We start from the raw sequence: 17,017 nt of genomic DNA on the forward strand, positions 1-17,017 counted from the left end.
CCAAAGTATCCGGTTGCCGATGCAGGGTATGGTTCCTACAATAACTATCTTTATTGTGAAGAGCATGGGATGGAAAAATATATGAAATTTACGATGTTCCAAAAGGAGACAAAAGATAAAAAATATCATGAAAATCCATATCGTGCTGTAAACTTTCAAAGAGATGAATCCGGAAACCTGCTCTGCCCGGGCGGAAGGAAATTCCGCTTCAAATGCAGGCGTCCTGTATATAAGAATCAGTATGGGAGAACGGAAGAACTCTATGAATGCGAATCCTGTGAGGGCTGCGAATATAAAAGTGAATGCAGTCCAAAGGCATCGGGCAACCGGACAATCCGCATGAATGAGGAATTAACTGCCATACATCAGGAAGTACTATCGAACCTGGAGTCCATCCACGGAGCCCTTTTGCGAATGAATAGGAGTATTCAGGCAGAAGGAACATTCGGAGTATTAAAATGGGACAGGTCTTACAAAAGATTATTTCGAAGAGGTGAGAAAAATGTAATTCTTGAACTTACGTTAATCTCTTGTGGATTTAACATCTATAAATATCATAATAAAAAGCAGCGAAAAGAAGCAGCCGCTTAAAAGCAAAGAAAAGTTACTCACATAGGCTTATTAAGTGAACCATTTTTTACAAGTGAGCATCAAAAAGCAGCTATAAAAACAAGGAATCACCAGAACCGGCATTTGCCGGAACTGGCGATTCCTAATTAGGGAGTTTTTTTACAGCCCCTTTTTGGTATTGTATCATAACCATCATAACATATTCAGCAGCACTGCTATGGAAATGTGAGAGAAGATGTGATATCCTTTATGGATAAGGTTTTTAAACAGAGAAGGAGGAGTGATTGATGAAGCATATCAAACTGGGCAGGAGCGGGCTTACCGTGCCGGCGATTGCTGTGGGGTGTATGAGAATTAACGAGATGGGGAGCGCCCAGGTGGCGGAGTGGATTGACGGGGCGCTTGAGATGGGGGCGAACTTCTTTGACCATGCGGATATCTATGGCAGGGGAGCCTGCGAGGAGCTGTTTGGACAGGCGATGGCGGAGGCCGGCGTGAAGCGGGAGGATGTGATTCTCCAGTCCAAGTGCGGCATTATCCCCGGGAAAATGTATGACTGCTCGAAGGAGCATATTCTGGAATCGGTGGAGAAGAGCCTGAAACGTCTGGGGACGGAGTATCTGGATGTACTGCTGCTGCACCGCCCGGACGCGCTGATTGAGCCGGAGGAAGTGGCGGAGGCGTTTGACGAGCTGGAGCGGAGCGGGAAGGTGCGGCATTTTGGGGTGTCGAACCAGAATTCCATGCAGATGGAGCTGCTGCGGCGGTATGTGAAACAGGAACTGGCAGCGGACCAGCTGCAGCTGTCCGTGACCAACTCCAATATGATTCGCAGCGGTCTGGAAGTGAATATGCAGACGGAGGGGGCGGTGAACCGGGACGGAAGCGTGCTGGATTACTGCCGGCTCCACGATATCACGATACAGGTGTGGTCGCCGTTCCAGTATGGATTCTTTGAGGGTGTGTTCCTTGGAAGCCTGGAGTATCCGGAACTAAATCAGGTGATTGATGAGATTGCGAAGGGGTATGGCGTTTCCGCCACGGCCATAGCGACGGCCTGGATTATGCGTCATCCTGCGGAAATGCAGATGATTGCGGGGACGACGAAGCTGGGACGGTTGAGAGATATCTGCGAGAGCAGCGAGATTGTGCTGAGCCGGGAGGAATGGTATCGGATTTACCTGGCGGCGGGGCATATGCTGCCGTAGAGATGCCAGATTGCTCACATTCAGAATTGCCCATGGCATGGGTGAAACGGGAAATCCCCCGGACGGCCGGTAGAAACTGGCGGTCCGGGGGATTTCTGTGTTGTCATGTGTTATTTTACAAGTCTAATTTCAAATCACCATCTTTAATCCAACCCATTCTTCTAAGAACGATTCCAAATCCGTAGGTCAGCACGGCCGGCAGTACAAAGCAGACCAGCAGAATCCCGATCCACATACTGGTGCCACCACCCATAGCGGTGTAGACGCCAATCGGTCCCACCAGGCCGCAGGTGCCCATGCCGGAGCCGGCGGGGATATTCTGCAATTTGAAGACCATGGTGGCGATGGGGCCGGTGATCATGGAGGCCAGGGTTGGGGGAATCCAGATTCTTGGGTTCTTCACGATATTGCCCATCTGGAGCATGGAGGTGCCGAGGCCCTGGGCTAGAAGGCCGCCGATGCCATTTTCCCGGAAACTTAAGACGGCGAAGCCAATCATCTGGGCGCAGCAGCCTGCTGTGGCGGCGCCGCCGGCCAGTCCGTCAAGACTCAGCATGATACAGATGGCGGCGCTGCTGATGGGCAGCGTCAGGGCGATACCGATTAAAGCGGACACCAGAATTCCCATGAAGAACGGCTGCATTTCCGTGGCGTTCTTCACCAGGTTTCCGAAGGCGGTCATGAAGGCCGAGACACCTGGGCCTGCAAACTGGGCTACCAGCACGCCGGAGATGATGGTGACGCCTGGGGTGACCAGAATGTCGACGCGGGTTTCTTTTGAAACAATCTTGCCAAGCTCCGTACCTACGATGGTGGCAACCAGAGCGCCCACCGGGCCGCCCAGCGCATTGCCGGCGATGCCGACGGTGGCGGCGGAGAAGAGCACCAGCTGCGGGGCCTTCAGGGCATAGGCAATGGAGACACCGAGGGCCGCGCCGGTGGCTCCCTTCGCGTAGTCCGCGATGGTGACAAACAGAGCGATATTTGTTTTCTCTCCAAGGGTTGCAAAGATGGTTCCGATGAGCAATGAGGCAAACAAGCCGAATGCCATGGCGCCGAGGGCGTCAATCAGATACGTTTTGACTGTGATAGATACGTTCTTACGCGCTAAAAATGCTTTTACACCTGTCTGGTTCATGTTATTAATCTCCTTTAGTTGTACCTGTTTGGACATCGGATACGGAATGATACGGAACATCCGGCCCAAACGGCATAAGTTGTGGGGATAAATTCACACATTTGACTTCCCAGGTCAAAGCAGTTGAGAGTAATTCTACCATAAATGTGAAAAATTGCAATAGATTGTTAAAAAAATATCAAAAAATTACAAGTGATATGAAAGAAAATTATATTGAGATTGATAAATTGGCATTTGTATAGTGATAGTAGCAATTTAGCAACGACTATTTTATTGCGGAATATTGATCCCTAATATATGATTGATATGGAGGTGAAAATGATGTTTTCAGAAAAATTGCAAATAATACGAAAAAATAGGGGACTAACTCAAGAAGAACTTGCAGAAAAACTATCCGTATCAAGACAAGCAGTAGCAAAATGGGAGGCAGGACATACATATCCTGACATAACAAATCTTATAGGTATCAGTAATTTTTTTAATGTAACGGTTGACTATCTAGTGAAAGAACAGGAATGTAGTCTGAATATTACAGATGCACAGGATAAGGATATTGAACGGCTGATTTTGTTCCGATTAGAGGCAAATGTGAATACATATGCTGCATATATGAATGAAACGTCACCGACTAGATTGAACTCCCACGATTTTACTTATACTAATGCACCTTATTTGTATCATGATACATACGTTGGCGGAGAGAAATTCGCTGGTGAAGAGGTAATATGGCACGAAGGTAATGTGCAGTATGCGATGAATTATTGTGGACAAGTGTTAGGTCAGCAGTTTAGTGGAGATTTTTTAAAAGAAGCATTAAGAAAAGCAGATATGAAAATGCCATATCGTGGACCAGAGTATTACCAATCAGGTGAATATACATATAAATGTAATGTGGTTGGTGATTTTACATGGTTTCAAGGATATGAAGAAATCTATTGTAATACAGAGAAAGTTTATGAGTGTTATTTTCATGGTGGAACAACAAATTAGAATCTACAAATTTGTATTTTGTCAGGGAGATGGTGAGCATATAACGCAACGAAAGCAGCAAAAAACAGGCGCCCCGCCGATTCCAAGACCGAATCGGCAGGCGCCTGATCACATTACCTGATTACAGGTTAAATCCGAAATATTTTACCGCATTGTTGTAGGAGATGCCTTCCACAATCTCTTTCAGAGCCTTCATATCCGCCGGATACTCGCCGTTCTCCACCCAGCCGCCAATCAGCTCGCACATGATTCTTCTGAAATACTCATGTCTGGTGTAGGATAAGAAACTTCTGGAGTCTGTCAGCATGCCGATAAAGTTGCCAAGGCAGCCAAGGTTCGCCAGAGAGGTCATCTGCTCGGTCATGCCCACCTTGTGGTCATTGAACCACCAGGCGGAACCCTGCTGAATCTTTCCGGCAGCCGCGGTATCCTGGAAGCAGCCGATAATGGTTCCGATGGAAGCATTGTCGTTTGGATTCAGGGAGTAGATGATGGTCTTTGGAATCTCGTTGCCGGCGCTCAGCGCGTTGAGGAAATCTGCCATCTGTGCGGACGGAGCGTAGTTGTTGATACAGTCAAAGCCCGTATCGGCGCCCAGCTTCTCGAACATAAAGGCATTGTTGTCCCGCTTGCATCCATAATGAAGCTGCATAATCCAGCCCATCCTGTTGTATTCTCTCGCCACAAACAGCATGAATGCTGTCTTGTACTGCAGTTCCTCTTCCTTGGAAACCGGCTGTCCCGCCAGTCCTTTTGCCATCACCGCGTCCACCTCGGCGTCCGTGGCAGGAACATACATCACATACTCCAGCGCATGGTCGGAGACGCAGCAGCCGTTCTCTGCAAAATATGCCATCCGGTTCTTCAGCGCTTCCTTTAAGGAGGCGAAATCCGTCACTTTCACGCCGCTGACCTCTGACAACTGGGCCATGTAGGCGGCAAAGGTTGGTTTCTCCACGTTCATAGCCTTGTCCGGTCTCCATGCAGGCAGCACCTGAACATCGAAGGTGGTGTCGGCCGCAATCTTCTTGTGCCATTCCAGGCTGTCAACCGGGTCATCGGTGGTACAGATTAAGGTCACGTTGGACTGTCTGATAATGTTGCGGACACTCATGGAATCTTCCTGCAGTTTCGCATTGCACAGGTTCCATACTTCCTCGGCAGTGTCGCCGTTCAAATATCCGGTGTAGCCAAAATATTTCTGTAACTCTAAGTGGCTCCAGTGGTACAGCGGGTTGCCGATTAATTTCGGTAATGTCTCCGCCCATTTCTGGAATTTCTCACGGTCGGAGGCGTCGCCGGTGATATATTTCTCCTCCACACCGTTGGAGCGCATCTGACGCCATTTGTAATGGTCGCCGCCCAGCCATACCTGGGTAATGTTGTCGAACTTGCGGTCCTCGGCAATCTCCTGGGGATTGATGTGGCAGTGGTAGTCCAGAACCGGCATTTTCTCCGCGAAATCGTGGTAGAGCATCCGTGCGGACTCGGTGGAAAGTAAGAAATCTTTGTCCATAAACTGTTTCATTTGAAATGTTCCTCCTTTAAATTATTCATTTTTAGTGGTTTGCCTTTTTATAAAATCGGCTGCAATGGTGGTCCTGCTGGGGACATTGCCGCCGCCAAACACTCCCATTAAGGTGTTGATGGTGGTGGTGCACAAGGACTCCACCTTCGTGTCGATGGAGGTCAGCTCCGGGTCCGTGCAGAGGGAGAGAATCGAGTTATTATACCCGATAATGGAGCATTCATCCGGAATGCGGATGCCCTTCTGATTGGCGAATTTCACCGCGCCCACGGCCAGGGAATCGTCGGAGGTCATCACCCCGTTAAATCTCAGCCCCGAATCCCACAGCTGCAACAGCAGTTCCCGTGATGCCATCACATCCTTGGAGCACTGGTGAATCAGTTCCTCGGACACGGGAATGTGGTGGGCCGCCAGAGCGTCCTTGTAGCCCTGCATCTTGTTCTGGCCGCTGTAGGAGTGGCTGGTGTAGAGATACAGGATATTGTCGTGGCCGGTGGCAATGAGACTCTCCGCCGCCTGATACATGGCCGCGTGGTCGTCACAGACCGTGCTGTAAATGTTGGGGCCGTCCAGATAGCCGTTGACCAGCATGATGGGCAGGTCTTTGGCGGCCTCCAGGATATAGGCATTGTCCTTCGGCTTTAGCTCCACAAACTTGGAGCCGGCCAGGATAATGGCGTCCACCCGCTTGGACAGCAGAAGATTAAAATATTTCTGCTTGGTGTCTAAGGAGTTGCCCGTACAGCAGAGAATGGAATCGTAGCCGTTGGCCCGCAGTTCCCGCTCTAAGTAGTAGATGGCGCTTGCCAGGTACGGGTCGGAGGAGTCGGAGCACATGATACCGATGGTCTTCATGGTCCCCAGCCCCAGCCCTCTGGCAAACACGTTGGGGGTGTAACCCAGCTCCTTCATCACGTCCAGCACCCGGTTACGGGTCTTCTCGCTGACGTTGGGATTCCCGTTGAGAACTCTGGATACGGTGGCGATGGAAACCTTTGCTTTTTCGGACACGTCATAAATGTTCATATTGTTACCTCGTCGTAGTCGGTTCATCTTGTTCTGTAAGTACTTACAATATAAACATATTATACCTTTATATTTCTTAAATTGCAACTCAAATTATAATAGGATATGCACAAAAGCACAAGGGTAAATATCTGACATTATCAGGAAGATTTATGCCACTGTTTGCAGGATGGCCTGTGAATAGCAGCAGATTTGTACATTATTTCTTCCGGAATGTGGATTGGATATTGACTTTGTCGTTCGGATTTTGTAAAATAAATGTAAGTGCTTACAATTTGACATCAAACAGAGGCAGGAGAGCAGGTAACAGGCAGAATCATCAGTCAAAACCCATCAATGATACAGGAGAAGGAGAATATGTCATGCAGGATATCATCAGAATCAATCAGGCGGATAACGTTGCGGTAGCTTTGCGGCCCATCAACAAGGGGGAGACCCTGGATATCGGCGGAAATGCCGTGACAGCCGCAGAGGACATCCCCCAGGGCCACAAGATGGCTATCAAACCCATAAAGAGTGGGGAGGAAGTCGTGAAATACGGGTTCCGCATCGGCTATGCCAAGGAGGAGATTGGAGTCGGCCAGTGGATTCATGTGCACAACGTGAAGACGGCGCTGGGGGATTTGCTGGAGTACGAGTACCAGCCGGCTGGCAGCGGGCTGGAGGAGACGGAGCATGCGTATTTTGAGGGCTTCCGCCGGGCCGACGGCAAGGTGGGCGTCCGCAATGAAATATGGATTATCCCCACGGTGGGCTGTGTAAATTCCATTGCACAGGCGCTTGAGAAGGCGTCGAAGAAGCTGGTGACGGGAAGCATTGAGGATGTGGTTGCATTTCCCCACCCCTACGGCTGCTCCCAGATGGGGGACGACCAGGAGCATACCAGGACTGTGCTGGCGGATATGATTAATCATCCCAATGCCGGAGGCGTGCTGGTGCTGGGACTGGGGTGCGAGAACAGCAATATTCCGGTGCTGAAGGAATATATCGGTGATTATGATGAGCAGAGAGTGAAGTTTTTACAGTGCCAGGACGTGGAAGACGAGATGGAGACAGCCATGGAGATGCTGGAAGAACTGGCAGTGTATGCGGGAGCATTTTCACGGGAGAAGATTGATGCCAGCGAGCTGATTATCGGGATGAAATGCGGTGGCTCCGACGGGCTGTCGGGGATTACGGCGAATCCAGTGGTGGGAGCATTTTCGGATATTCTTATATCGAAGGGCGGGACGACCATTCTCACGGAGGTGCCGGAGATGTTTGGGGCGGAGACCCTGCTGATGAACCGGTGCGAGACGCCGGAGCTGTTTGAGAAGACGGTGAATCTGATTAATGATTTTAAGAATTATTTTACCAGCCACAACCAGACGATTTATGAGAATCCTTCTCCGGGAAATAAGAAGGGCGGGATATCGACCCTTGAGGATAAGTCCCTTGGCTGCACCCAGAAGTCGGGCAGCGCGCTGGTGAAGGGCGTGATTTCCTACGGGGAGCCGGTGAAGACGAAGGGGCTGAATCTGCTTTCCGCGCCGGGAAATGATTTGGTGGCAGCCACGGCGCTGGCGGTGTCCGGGGCCCATATCGTGCTGTTTACCACGGGACGTGGAACGCCCTTTGCTTCTCCGGTGCCGACGGTGAAGATATCCAGCAACTCGGCTCTGGCTGGGAAGAAGAACAACTGGATTGACTTTAATGCGGGCAGAATGGTGGAAGACAAGTCCAAGGAGGAGCTGGCCCAGGAGCTGTTTGACTATGTGATTGAGGTAGCTTCCGGCAGAAAGGTGAAGGCCGAGGAGGCCGGGTTCCATGATATGGCTATCTTTAAGCAGGGCGTGACGCTGTAAAAGGGCAGGTGGGACGCACCGGTCGGACGCACTGGCTGGCAGGCGGGAAAGAAGGAGACTGTGAGTGTGGGTGGCCTGATGTGGTGACTTTTAATTAGGAAATGAGAAATGACATGCAGCCTGTCTGCGGTGGCGGAGCCGGTACGTGATGTGCCGGCTTTTTGCGGGGGTAGGGATAGAAGCCGGAGACACAGGAAAGATCGGGAGATGCAGGGACTGTCGGTGATGCGAAAAATTCCGAACATACCCTCACTTTTACCCGCATTTCCGAATTCATATCGTATTTGCGAATTTTACTTGCAAAAAGCCTTCCTAAAGAGTTATACTGGAATCAGCATAACAAGAACTGCCGCCCGGATGAGCGCTGTCAGCTATCACCCGGCCGCGGTTCTGAAAGACCAAACACGCAGGAGGCTGAAATAGATGAAATTAAACCGCACCACCCAGCGGACGGTGGAAATTCTCAAACTGGTGTCAAAAAATCCGGACGGCATTACCCTGGATGAAATCTGTGATAAGTTACAGCTGCCAAAGACCAGCGGCTACGATATCGTCACCACTCTGGCGGAGATGGGCATGGTGAATGTGGCACGGGGGCAGAAGCAGCGGTATACCATCGGACTCACCGCCTACCGCATCGGCATCAACTATACCAACAACCTGGATTTCATCGGCATCATCGAGCCGGAGCTGAAAGCATTTGCCAGGGAGGTGGGAAAGACCGTGTTCTTCGGTGTCCGGTCCGACCACGAGGTGGTCTACATTTGCAAGGCGGAGCCGGAGAATCCCATCATCACCACGGCCACGGTAGGCACCAAGAATCCCATGTACTGCACTTCCCTCGGCAAGGCGATTCTGGCCTTCAGCGATGAGGAGACAAAACAGCAGGTGATGAACCGCATTAAGTATAGAAAGAAGACCGAACAGACCATACTATCCAGAGAGGCATTGGAGCAGGAACTTGAAAAGGTGCAGGCCAAGGGCTATGCCCTGGACGCCAGGGAAGTGGAGGACCACATGGAGTGCGCCGGCGCCCCGGTATTCGGCCCCGATGGCAGTGTGCTGGGCGCCATCAGTGTGTCCAGTCTCTATAAGCCCACCGAGGATTACGAGGCATTAGGTATGCTGGTCAGGGAAAAAGCGGCCCAGGTATCCAAAATATTGGGCTATTTGCCGCCCAAAACGTCAACAAATCCGGCCGGATGAGAAAAAGCGTTATGTTTCAGGAAAAATACAGGCGAAACCAGTTGACAAATCCACAGGAAACTATTAATATTTCATTATAAGAATCGTATTTGTGAAATGCATTCGCATATACGAATATCAAAAGGAGAGAAAGAATCATGAAAAAAGAACAGGTATTAGCAAGAATGAAAGAAGACTGTCTCGTAGCTGTTGTCCGCGCCAAGAATCTGGAGCAGGGCGAGAAGGTAGTTGACGCCATCATTGCCGGCGGCATCAACTTCATCGAGATTACCATGACCATGGACGAGGGAAACCCGGTTGAGTTCATTCAGTTAATGGCTCAGAAATATAAAGATAACAGCAAAGTGGTAATCGGCGCCGGAACCGTTCTGGACCCGGAGACAGCAAGAGCCGTTATCCTGGCCGGTGCAAACTACGTGGTAAGCCCAGGCTTGAACGTAGAGACCATCAAGCTGTGCAACCGTTACAGAGTTCCGATGCTGCCAGGCGTTATGACACCAACCGAGGCCATCACGGCGCTGGAAGCCGGCTGTGACATCATCAAGATTTTCCCAGGCAACATCGTGGGACCGGCAGCTATCAGCTCCTTCAAAGGTCCTCTGCCACAGGGCGAGTTCATGCCAAGCGGCGGCGTTGACGTTGACAATGTGGACAAATGGATTAAGGCTGGCGCATATGCAGTTGGAACCGGTAGCAGCTTAACCAAGGGCGCCAAGACCGGCGACTTCGCAGCAGTTACCGCGAAGGCTAAAGAGTTTGTTGAGGCAGTTGCGGCTGCAAGAAAGTAATTTAGAAGCAAAAGCAGAACAGAAGTACGGCAGAAGTATCAATTGCGGATTCAGAATGTTTCCCGGCGCCGTCTGGCGCCGAGGGAAGATAATATCATCATATATAATAAGGAGAATACATCACTATGGCAAAGATTGTAACCATGGGCGAAATCATGTTAAGATTGTCCACACCAAACAACGAGAAATTCATTCAGGCTGACGAGTTCGACATCAACTACGGCGGCGGCGAGGCAAACGTAGCCGTATCTCTGGCAAATTACGGCCATGACACCCAGTTTGTAACTGCAGTACCGGCCAACCCGATTGGCGAGTGCGCAGTGGCAGCTCTTCGCAAATACAACGTGGGAACCAAGTTCATTTCCAGAAAGGGTGAGAGACTGGGTATCTACTACTTAGAGACCGGTTCTGCCATGAGAGCTTCCAACGTGGTTTACGACAGAGCACATTCTTCTATCTCCACAGCCGTAGCGGCAGATTTTGACTTTGATGAGATTTTTAAGGATGCGGACTGGTTCCATTTCACAGGAATCACACCGGCGGTATCCGATGCGGCGGCAGAGCTGACCGAGGCGGCCTGCAAGGCGGCAAAGGCTCACGGCGTAACCGTATCCGTAGACTTGAACTTCCGTAAGAAACTGTGGTCCTCCGAGAAGGCACAGAAGGTGATGACCAACTTAATGCAGTATGTTGACGTATGTATCGGCAACGAGGAGGATGCGGAGAAGGTTCTTGGCTTCAAGCCGGGCAACACCGATGTAACCTCCGGTGAGCTGGAACTGGCCGGATACGTGGACATTTTCAACCAGATGGCAGACAAGTTCGGTTTCAAATACATCATCAGCTCTCTGCGTGAAAGCTTTTCCGCTTCCAACAACGGATGGTCCGCCTGCATCATGGATGGCAAGACCCGTGAGTTCTACCACAGCAGAAAATACTCCATCACCCCAATCGTTGACCGTGTAGGCGGCGGTGATTCCTTCGCAGCCGGACTGGTTTGCGGACTGGTGGATGGAAAAGACATGAAGGCGGCTCTGGAATTCGCAGTGGCAGCTTCCGCATTAAAGCATACCATCCCTGGCGACTTCAACCTTGTGACTCGTGCCGATGTAGACAGCCTGGCAGGCGGCGACGGTTCAGGACGCGTTCAGAGATAAGAAATCAGCGTATAGAATGATTGTGAAAGCCATTCTCCTGAACTCCTTTTAGGAGCTTATGGAGAGTGGCTTTTTGGGTGAGAAAGTGGAGGAGAAAAAGTATGAATAACAGACCATTTGATTTGCTTTCCTTAGGTGAATTGCTGCTGCGTTTATCCCCGTCGGCCAACGAGCGTCTGGTGCGGGGCGATACCTTCCAGAAGCAGGTAGGCGGCGCGGAGATGAATGTGGCGGTGGGCGCTTCCCTGCTGGGGCTTCACACCGGTGTCATCACCAAGCTGCCGGCCAACGACATGGGCAACTTTATCAAGAACAAGATTCGCTCCTACGGCATCAGTGATGATTACTTTGTGTACGACAACAGCCAGAACGCCAGACTGGGGCTGTATTACTACGAGTACGGCGCCTATCCCAGAAAACCGAAAGTGATTTACGACAGGAAGAACAGCTCCTTTTACAGCATTTCCGAGCAGGAATTCCCGGAGGAAATGTACAAGGCCACGACCTGCTTCCACACCACGGGAATCACCCTGGCCCTGTGCCCGGAGACCAGAAAGACAGCCATCGATATGATGAAGCGGTTCAAGGCGTCGGGGACGATTATCTCCTTTGATGTCAACTTCCGCGGTAACCTGTGGACAGGGGACGAGGCGGAGGCGTGTATTCGGGAGATTCTGCCCTTCGTCGACATTTTCTTCTGCTCCGAGGATACGGCCAGACTGACCTTCCACAAGACGGGAACCGTGAAGGAAATGATGAAGAGTTTTACGGAGGAATACCCCATCTCCGTGCTGGCGTCCACCCAGCGTGTGGTTCACAGCCCCAAGTCCCACACCTTCGGCTCCATCGTCTACGACGCGGCCAGGGACGAGTACTACGAGGAGGAGCCCTACCGCAATATCGAGGTGATTGACAGAATCGGCAGCGGCGACGCCTACATTGCCGGCGCACTGTACGGGCTGTTGAGCAGCGGCGGCGACTGCATGAAGGCAGTCCAGTATGGAAATGCGGCCAGCGCCGTGAAGAACACCATACCGGGCGATTTACCGACCTCTGATTTGGAGGAGATTAATACCATCATCAAGGAGCACAATCAGAAGGGACCGCAGAGTGAGATGAGCCGGTAGAAAAATGGATGGGTGAAAAGATACTGTTTGGATAAAAAAGAATTCTGAATAGAGAAACAGACAGGCGGAAATTCAGTATAAGAATTTCTGCCTGTCTGTTTTTTGGTCAATAAAAGCATTAATATGGATTTCAGATACCCCCAGTTTTAGTGGGAATCCAGCAGCAGTTTCCCCTCGGTAGAAACAACCACAACTCTCCACGGAAGATTCTTGCCGCTCATCTCCATGGCCTTTCTTGCCGCCATCTCCATGCCCCGGCAGCAGGGAACCTCCATGCGCAGAATGGTGACCGTCTTAATTTCATTCTTTTCGATAATCTCCGCCAGTTTCCCGGAGTAGTCCTCATTGTCCAGCTTGGGACATCCAATCACGGTCACGTGGTTTTTCATAAAATGATTGTGGAAATTCCCGTAGGTAAATGCGGTGCAGTCCGCCGCAATCAAAAGATTGCAGTTTTTATAATAGGGCGCCGTCACGGGAAGCAATTTGATCTGCACCGGCCACTGTTTAAGCTGGCTCTCCGGTCCCTTATCCGGCTCCTCGATGCCCATCTCCCTCAGACGGTTTTTCACGGCCTCCTCATCATAGGCATCCGCCTCCCGCTCCTCAAAGGTGATGGCCCCCGTCGGGCAAGAGGGAAGACAGTCTCCAAGACCATCGCAGTAGTGGTCACTGAGAAGCTCCGCCTTTCCGTCCACGATTCCAATGGCCCCCTCGTGGCAGGCGGAGGCGCAGATACCGCAGCCGTTGCATTTCTCTTTATGGATAGTAATAATTTTTCTCTTCATATAGTTACTCCTCCCTGAATCCGTTTGTGTCTGTATCTGTCGGAACATAGGTGCCCGGCAAGTTTTCTATATCCAGTATAAAAGAAAGTGAATGATATGTATGCTGTATTTGCAACGTTATGTACATTTTATCAGGGAATATTTTCTAATATCAAGGAAAAAGAAAGCGGCGGATGGATTGTGTCCGTGGCGCTTGACCATCCGCCTAAATTGTGAAACAATAAAAATAGAAAAATATTTGAAAAAAATGAACCATTTTCCAGGATGGTGACTCTTATATACAGGTGCACCGAAACAGGAAAGGAGAATATGACGTGAATGAGAATGAGGTGATGTTGGTCAGGCGGATGCAGCAGAAGGATGCGGATGCCTTTGACGAAATATTTGAGCGGTATCACAACCGGCTTTTTCGCATGGCATATTTGATTTCCGGAAACTATGCAGACAGTGAAGATATTGTTCAGGAGACTTTTGTAAAATGCTATTGCAGCTGCAGAGAGCTGAAAGACTGCTCCAGATTCCCGTCATGGCTGTATCAGATACTCACAAGAACGGCATGGCGGTATGCAAAAAAGCAGAGGCGGGAGGAGCCGGTGGAAACCTTCTTTGAGGAGGGGGATTCCGACAGCGGCAATGCTCCGCTGGAGTCCATCCTCCGGGAAGAGGAGAGAACGGCGGTGATGGCGGCAATTAACAGGCTGGAATTAAAACAGCGGACGGTGGTCATTCTCTATTATTACAACCAGCTGTCCACCAAAGAAATCAGCCGCATTCTGGGGTGCCTGGAGGGAACCGTGAAATCCAGGCTGCACACGGCCAGAAAGAATCTGGAACAATCATTAAAGGAGGAGGGAACAAAAGTTTGGAAGACAGAAAGCTGGATACTATGATAGAAGAAACTCTGGAACAGCAGGCAAGCCGGATATCCATGTCCCCTGAACGGCAAAGAAAGATAAAACAGAGTGTCAGAAATAATAAGATCAAGGAGGAATCAAGGATGAGACATATATCGAAGAGAAAAGTGGTATTGGCGGCAGCCGTTATGTGTGTGTTGATGTCTATCGTGGCAGTGGCAGGAGGCAAAGCCGTTGCCTGGGTATCGGGAAGCAGTCCCAATAACCCCGACATATCAACCTTTGCGGATATGAAAAAAGCGGAAGACTACATGGGCGCAGAAATCCAGGCGGTAGAGACGTTCAGTAACGGCCTGACATTTGACAGAGGTTTTTTGGAAACTGTGGAAGAGTGGGATGAGAATAACCAGGTTGTGGGAACCTTCCCAAATGTAATCCTAAGATACAAAAAGGGCAGCCAGAGAGCCAATATGTCCCTGAACCCCTTAGGCCAGGATGAGAGCAGCGCGGGGCACGCCGAGACCCAGACCATCGCCTACAACGGTGTCAACTTAACCGTTACAAAAGACAACTACAAATTCGTCCCGGTAAACTACAAGGTAACTCCAGAAGAGCAGGCCGCCATGGACGCCGGCCAGCTGTACGTCTCCTACGGCAGTGATCAAGTGGAGGAAACCGCATACTACTGCGTCAGCTGGGATAACGGTCTTAGCTACCTCCTGGCCGCCTTCAGCGATGACGGACTGAGCGCGGAGGATTTGGTTCAGATGGCGAAGGAGATTGTGGACGCGGAGTAGCTGGCAGTATTTGTATTATCTTGTTTGTATGTGCAGACCATCCGGAGTTTTGCCGGATGGTCTGTTTGCTGTGAAAAAGCTGCGTAAGGAAAAAGATGTGCACGCTGGGAGCGGAATTGGTTGAGAGTACGGCAAAAGAAGTGACAAAACAAATGGTTCTGAAGATGTACAAAAAACACATGCCGCTGGAAGACATCGCGGAGGTATCCGATGTTTCGGTTCGTGTCATCAAGGACTGGCTGGAAGAGGAATCCATTCATACTTGATGAGCGTATCTGTTTCGCGCGGTGGAGCTGGTTTGTAAAAAACACTTGACGAGAATAGGTCTATTGTGATAGACTCCAAGTAAGGAGGACTATTACAGTAGACCTATTTTGCTGTCATAGCATGACGGCTGGAAGACGATAAAACAAAAACAAGCAGCAACGGGAAAGGAGACCGTGATATGGAGGAATGGAAATTGTATGAAGGCGAGTACCGCTTCATGAACCTGATATGGGAGAATGAACCGGTGAATTCTACGAAGCTCTGCCGTCTGGCGCTGGAGGAACTGGGGTGGAAGAAATCCACCTGTTACACCGTGCTGAAGAAGCTGGTGGAGCGCGGTTTTGCCGCCAATGAGCAGGCGACGGTGACGGCTCTGGTGGAGCGGCAGCAGGTGCAGAAATATGAGAGTGAGCGGGTGGTGGAGAAGAACTTTGGAGGTTCCCTCCCGGCCTTCCTCACCTCCTTTTTGAAGGACAGAACCCTGACGAAAGAAGAGGCCGATGAGATTCGGGAAATGATAGAGAGGGCGGTGAAATGATGGAACAGCTGTCAATGAAGATATTATCCATGAGTCTGATGGCCTCCTGGGTCATTCTGGCGGTTCTGCTGCTGCGCCTGGCGATGAAGCGGCTGCCCAAGCTGTACGCCTATCTGCTCTGGGGTATTGTGTTGTTTCGGCTCCTGTGTCCGGCAGCCATAAGCGCCCCCGTGAGCCTTCTCCCGGCAGTGGTACAGGACGTTGCCATAGGCATGCCCAATCTGCCGGGTACTGCTTTTTCTCCGCTTCAGACATCCCGGACCTGGTGGGCGGTGGTTTGGGGAGGCGGAATGCTTCTGTTCTTTCTGTTTCAGGCGGTATCCTGGATTCGCCTGCAAAGAAACCTTGCAACAGCCGTCCGGCTGGAGGAGGGTGTCTATGAGACGGATAATATCAAAGGTGCCTTTGTCATGGGTCTTGTGAAACCCCGCATCTATCTGGAGCAGGCCATTGATGCGGAGGACAGGATGTATATTCTTGCCCACGAGCGGATTCATATCCGCCGCCGGGATTACCTTGTCAAGCTGGTCTGGGTCCTGGCGCTGATGTTTCACTGGTTCAACCCACTGGTATGGGCCGCATTTTTCCTGATGTGCAAGGACATGGAGATGGCCTGTGACGAGCAGGTGGTGAAGGAACTGGGGCAGGAGCAGAAGGGAGACTACTCAAGAACCCTTCTTCATCTGTCAGAGCGCCACAGCGGTCTGCTTCTCCCCCCGGCATTTGGCGAAAGCAGCACCAAGAGCCGGATAGGAAATATCCTCAAATACAAACGCCCCGCCGCCTGGGCCCGCATCTTGTCCGGCACCGTGCTGGCCGTCGCCGTAGTGACTCTGATGACGAACCCCACCGTCCGAAAAACCGCCATCTCCATCATAGGCGGTGCAGACGGCCCCACCAGCGTTTTCCTTGCCGGAAAATCGGGCAGCAGCAGTTCTGATTTCAGGATGAAAAACGTCACAAAAAATTTCCAGACAGAAGAGGAAGTTCCCGAAGAGATGGACTATGAAGAATATGAGGAAGACTCCTGGTGGTCCGGCACGCTATACCTGATTAAGAATCCCACATACCTACCCGATACCAGACTCTATCAGGCCGAATATTCCGGCTTTCTCCAAAAACGGGAGGAGTAAACTTAATAGGGCAAAAAAGCGAGAGGATTTCGTTCCTCTCGCTTTTCTGTATCATCAG

The 17,017-nt window shown here is 50.7% G+C and carries 16 protein-coding genes; 12 read left to right on the forward strand and 4 right to left on the reverse strand.

Annotated features, from left to right (window positions below; translation table 11 throughout):
• Nucleotides 1-591 (forward strand): transposase (locus HMPREF9473_RS08445; RefSeq protein ID WP_006779663.1); only part of this gene is annotated, 591 nt, incomplete at its 5' end.
• Between the two features lie 266 nt (nt 592-857).
• Entirely contained in the window at nt 858-1,778 is a 921-nt protein-coding gene (locus HMPREF9473_RS08450; RefSeq protein WP_006779664.1) for an aldo/keto reductase, read from the forward strand.
• Nucleotides 1,779-1,893: 115 nt separating this feature from the next.
• Here the strand turns inward: HMPREF9473_RS08450 and HMPREF9473_RS08455 are convergent, their stop codons facing one another.
• Nucleotides 1,894-2,916, reverse strand: a complete 1,023-nt coding sequence (locus HMPREF9473_RS08455; RefSeq protein WP_006779665.1) for a PTS transporter subunit IIC — start codon at nt 2,914-2,916, stop codon at nt 1,894-1,896.
• A gap of 297 nt (nt 2,917-3,213) precedes the next feature.
• Between HMPREF9473_RS08455 and HMPREF9473_RS08460 the strand changes: the two genes are divergently transcribed.
• The gene (locus tag HMPREF9473_RS08460) at nt 3,214-3,906 is read left to right on the forward strand and encodes a DUF5680 domain-containing protein (RefSeq protein WP_242830790.1); all 693 of its coding nucleotides are present in this window, start codon (nt 3,214-3,216) and stop codon (nt 3,904-3,906) included.
• A 121-nt stretch (nt 3,907-4,027) separates the two neighbouring features.
• On the opposite strand, the gene uxaC is transcribed toward HMPREF9473_RS08460, so the two are convergent.
• Nucleotides 4,028-5,434, reverse strand: a complete 1,407-nt coding sequence (uxaC, locus tag HMPREF9473_RS08465; protein ID WP_006779667.1) for a glucuronate isomerase — start codon at nt 5,432-5,434, stop codon at nt 4,028-4,030.
• 21 nt (nt 5,435-5,455) lie between these two features.
• Entirely contained in the window at nt 5,456-6,460 is a 1,005-nt protein-coding gene (locus HMPREF9473_RS08470; protein WP_006779668.1) for a LacI family DNA-binding transcriptional regulator, read from the reverse strand.
• A gap of 362 nt (nt 6,461-6,822) precedes the next feature.
• Between HMPREF9473_RS08470 and HMPREF9473_RS08475 the strand changes: the two genes are divergently transcribed.
• The 5 genes from HMPREF9473_RS08475 (at nt 6,823) to HMPREF9473_RS08500 (ending at nt 12,582) form a co-directional block, all read left to right on the forward strand.
• Nucleotides 6,823-8,304, forward strand: coding sequence for a UxaA family hydrolase (locus tag HMPREF9473_RS08475; RefSeq protein ID WP_006779669.1), 1,482 nt, complete (start codon nt 6,823-6,825; stop codon nt 8,302-8,304).
• A gap of 423 nt (nt 8,305-8,727) precedes the next feature.
• On the forward strand, nt 8,728-9,510 hold the full coding sequence (locus HMPREF9473_RS08485) for an IclR family transcriptional regulator (RefSeq protein ID WP_006779670.1): 783 nt from the start codon (nt 8,728-8,730) through the stop codon (nt 9,508-9,510).
• 137 nt (nt 9,511-9,647) lie between these two features.
• Nucleotides 9,648-10,298 (forward strand): bifunctional 2-keto-4-hydroxyglutarate aldolase/2-keto-3-deoxy-6-phosphogluconate aldolase, encoded by a 651-nt coding sequence (locus tag HMPREF9473_RS08490; RefSeq protein ID WP_006779671.1) that lies wholly within the window; start codon nt 9,648-9,650, stop codon nt 10,296-10,298.
• Nucleotides 10,299-10,423: 125 nt separating this feature from the next.
• Entirely contained in the window at nt 10,424-11,455 is a 1,032-nt protein-coding gene (locus HMPREF9473_RS08495; protein WP_006779672.1) for a sugar kinase, read from the forward strand.
• 101 nt (nt 11,456-11,556) lie between these two features.
• Complete coding sequence (locus tag HMPREF9473_RS08500) at nt 11,557-12,582, forward strand: sugar kinase (RefSeq protein ID WP_006779673.1); 1,026 nt, start codon at nt 11,557-11,559, stop codon at nt 12,580-12,582.
• 146 nt (nt 12,583-12,728) lie between these two features.
• On the opposite strand, the gene HMPREF9473_RS08505 is transcribed toward HMPREF9473_RS08500, so the two are convergent.
• Complete coding sequence (locus HMPREF9473_RS08505; RefSeq protein ID WP_006779674.1) at nt 12,729-13,370, reverse strand: ATP-binding protein; 642 nt, start codon at nt 13,368-13,370, stop codon at nt 12,729-12,731.
• Nucleotides 13,371-13,684: 314 nt separating this feature from the next.
• On the opposite strand from HMPREF9473_RS08505, the gene HMPREF9473_RS08510 reads away from it, so the two are divergent.
• The 4 genes from HMPREF9473_RS08510 to HMPREF9473_RS08525 all read left to right on the forward strand — a co-directional run bounded on the left by HMPREF9473_RS08510 (nt 13,685) and on the right by HMPREF9473_RS08525 (nt 16,959).
• On the forward strand, nt 13,685-14,260 hold the full coding sequence (locus HMPREF9473_RS08510; protein ID WP_006779675.1) for an RNA polymerase sigma factor: 576 nt from the start codon (nt 13,685-13,687) through the stop codon (nt 14,258-14,260).
• Nucleotides 14,261-14,367: 107 nt separating this feature from the next.
• On the forward strand, nt 14,368-15,021 hold the full coding sequence (locus HMPREF9473_RS08515; protein WP_138670014.1) for a hypothetical protein: 654 nt from the start codon (nt 14,368-14,370) through the stop codon (nt 15,019-15,021).
• A 445-nt stretch (nt 15,022-15,466) separates the two neighbouring features.
• Nucleotides 15,467-15,826 carry a BlaI/MecI/CopY family transcriptional regulator gene (locus tag HMPREF9473_RS08520; protein ID WP_006779678.1) on the forward strand — a complete coding sequence of 120 codons (360 nt, stop codon included), beginning with the start codon at nt 15,467-15,469 and terminating at the stop codon, nt 15,824-15,826.
• Nucleotides 15,823-16,959, forward strand: a complete 1,137-nt coding sequence (locus tag HMPREF9473_RS08525; RefSeq protein ID WP_006779679.1) for a M56 family metallopeptidase — start codon at nt 15,823-15,825, stop codon at nt 16,957-16,959. The genes HMPREF9473_RS08520 and HMPREF9473_RS08525 overlap by 4 nt, the downstream gene beginning before the upstream one ends.
• Nucleotides 16,960-17,017: the final 58 nt, after the last annotated feature.

Origin of the sequence: Hungatella hathewayi WAL-18680, assembly GCF_000235505.1 — a bacterium.
GTDB lineage: Bacteria > Bacillota > Clostridia > Lachnospirales > Lachnospiraceae > Hungatella_A > Hungatella_A hathewayi_A.

Bases quoted from the DNA above. Each gene is read 5' to 3' on its own strand.
- HMPREF9473_RS08450 (WP_006779664.1), top strand. From the start codon at position 858: ATGAAGCATATCAAACTGGGCAGGAGCGGGCTTACCGTGCCGGCGATT.
- HMPREF9473_RS08455 (WP_006779665.1), bottom strand. From the start codon at position 2,916: ATGAACCAGACAGGTGTAAAAGCATTTTTAGCGCGTAAGAACGTATCT.
- HMPREF9473_RS08460 (WP_242830790.1), top strand. From the start codon at position 3,214: ATGATTGATATGGAGGTGAAAATGATGTTTTCAGAAAAATTGCAAATA.
- uxaC (WP_006779667.1), bottom strand. From the start codon at position 5,434: ATGAAACAGTTTATGGACAAAGATTTCTTACTTTCCACCGAGTCCGCA.
- HMPREF9473_RS08470 (WP_006779668.1), bottom strand. From the start codon at position 6,460: ATGAACATTTATGACGTGTCCGAAAAAGCAAAGGTTTCCATCGCCACC.
- HMPREF9473_RS08475 (WP_006779669.1), top strand. From the start codon at position 6,823: ATGCAGGATATCATCAGAATCAATCAGGCGGATAACGTTGCGGTAGCT.
- HMPREF9473_RS08485 (WP_006779670.1), top strand. From the start codon at position 8,728: ATGAAATTAAACCGCACCACCCAGCGGACGGTGGAAATTCTCAAACTG.
- HMPREF9473_RS08490 (WP_006779671.1), top strand. From the start codon at position 9,648: ATGAAAAAAGAACAGGTATTAGCAAGAATGAAAGAAGACTGTCTCGTA.
- HMPREF9473_RS08495 (WP_006779672.1), top strand. From the start codon at position 10,424: ATGGCAAAGATTGTAACCATGGGCGAAATCATGTTAAGATTGTCCACA.
- HMPREF9473_RS08500 (WP_006779673.1), top strand. From the start codon at position 11,557: ATGAATAACAGACCATTTGATTTGCTTTCCTTAGGTGAATTGCTGCTG.
- HMPREF9473_RS08505 (WP_006779674.1), bottom strand. From the start codon at position 13,370: ATGAAGAGAAAAATTATTACTATCCATAAAGAGAAATGCAACGGCTGC.
- HMPREF9473_RS08515 (WP_138670014.1), top strand. From the start codon at position 14,368: ATGAGACATATATCGAAGAGAAAAGTGGTATTGGCGGCAGCCGTTATG.
- HMPREF9473_RS08520 (WP_006779678.1), top strand. From the start codon at position 15,467: ATGGAGGAATGGAAATTGTATGAAGGCGAGTACCGCTTCATGAACCTG.
- HMPREF9473_RS08525 (WP_006779679.1), top strand. From the start codon at position 15,823: ATGATGGAACAGCTGTCAATGAAGATATTATCCATGAGTCTGATGGCC.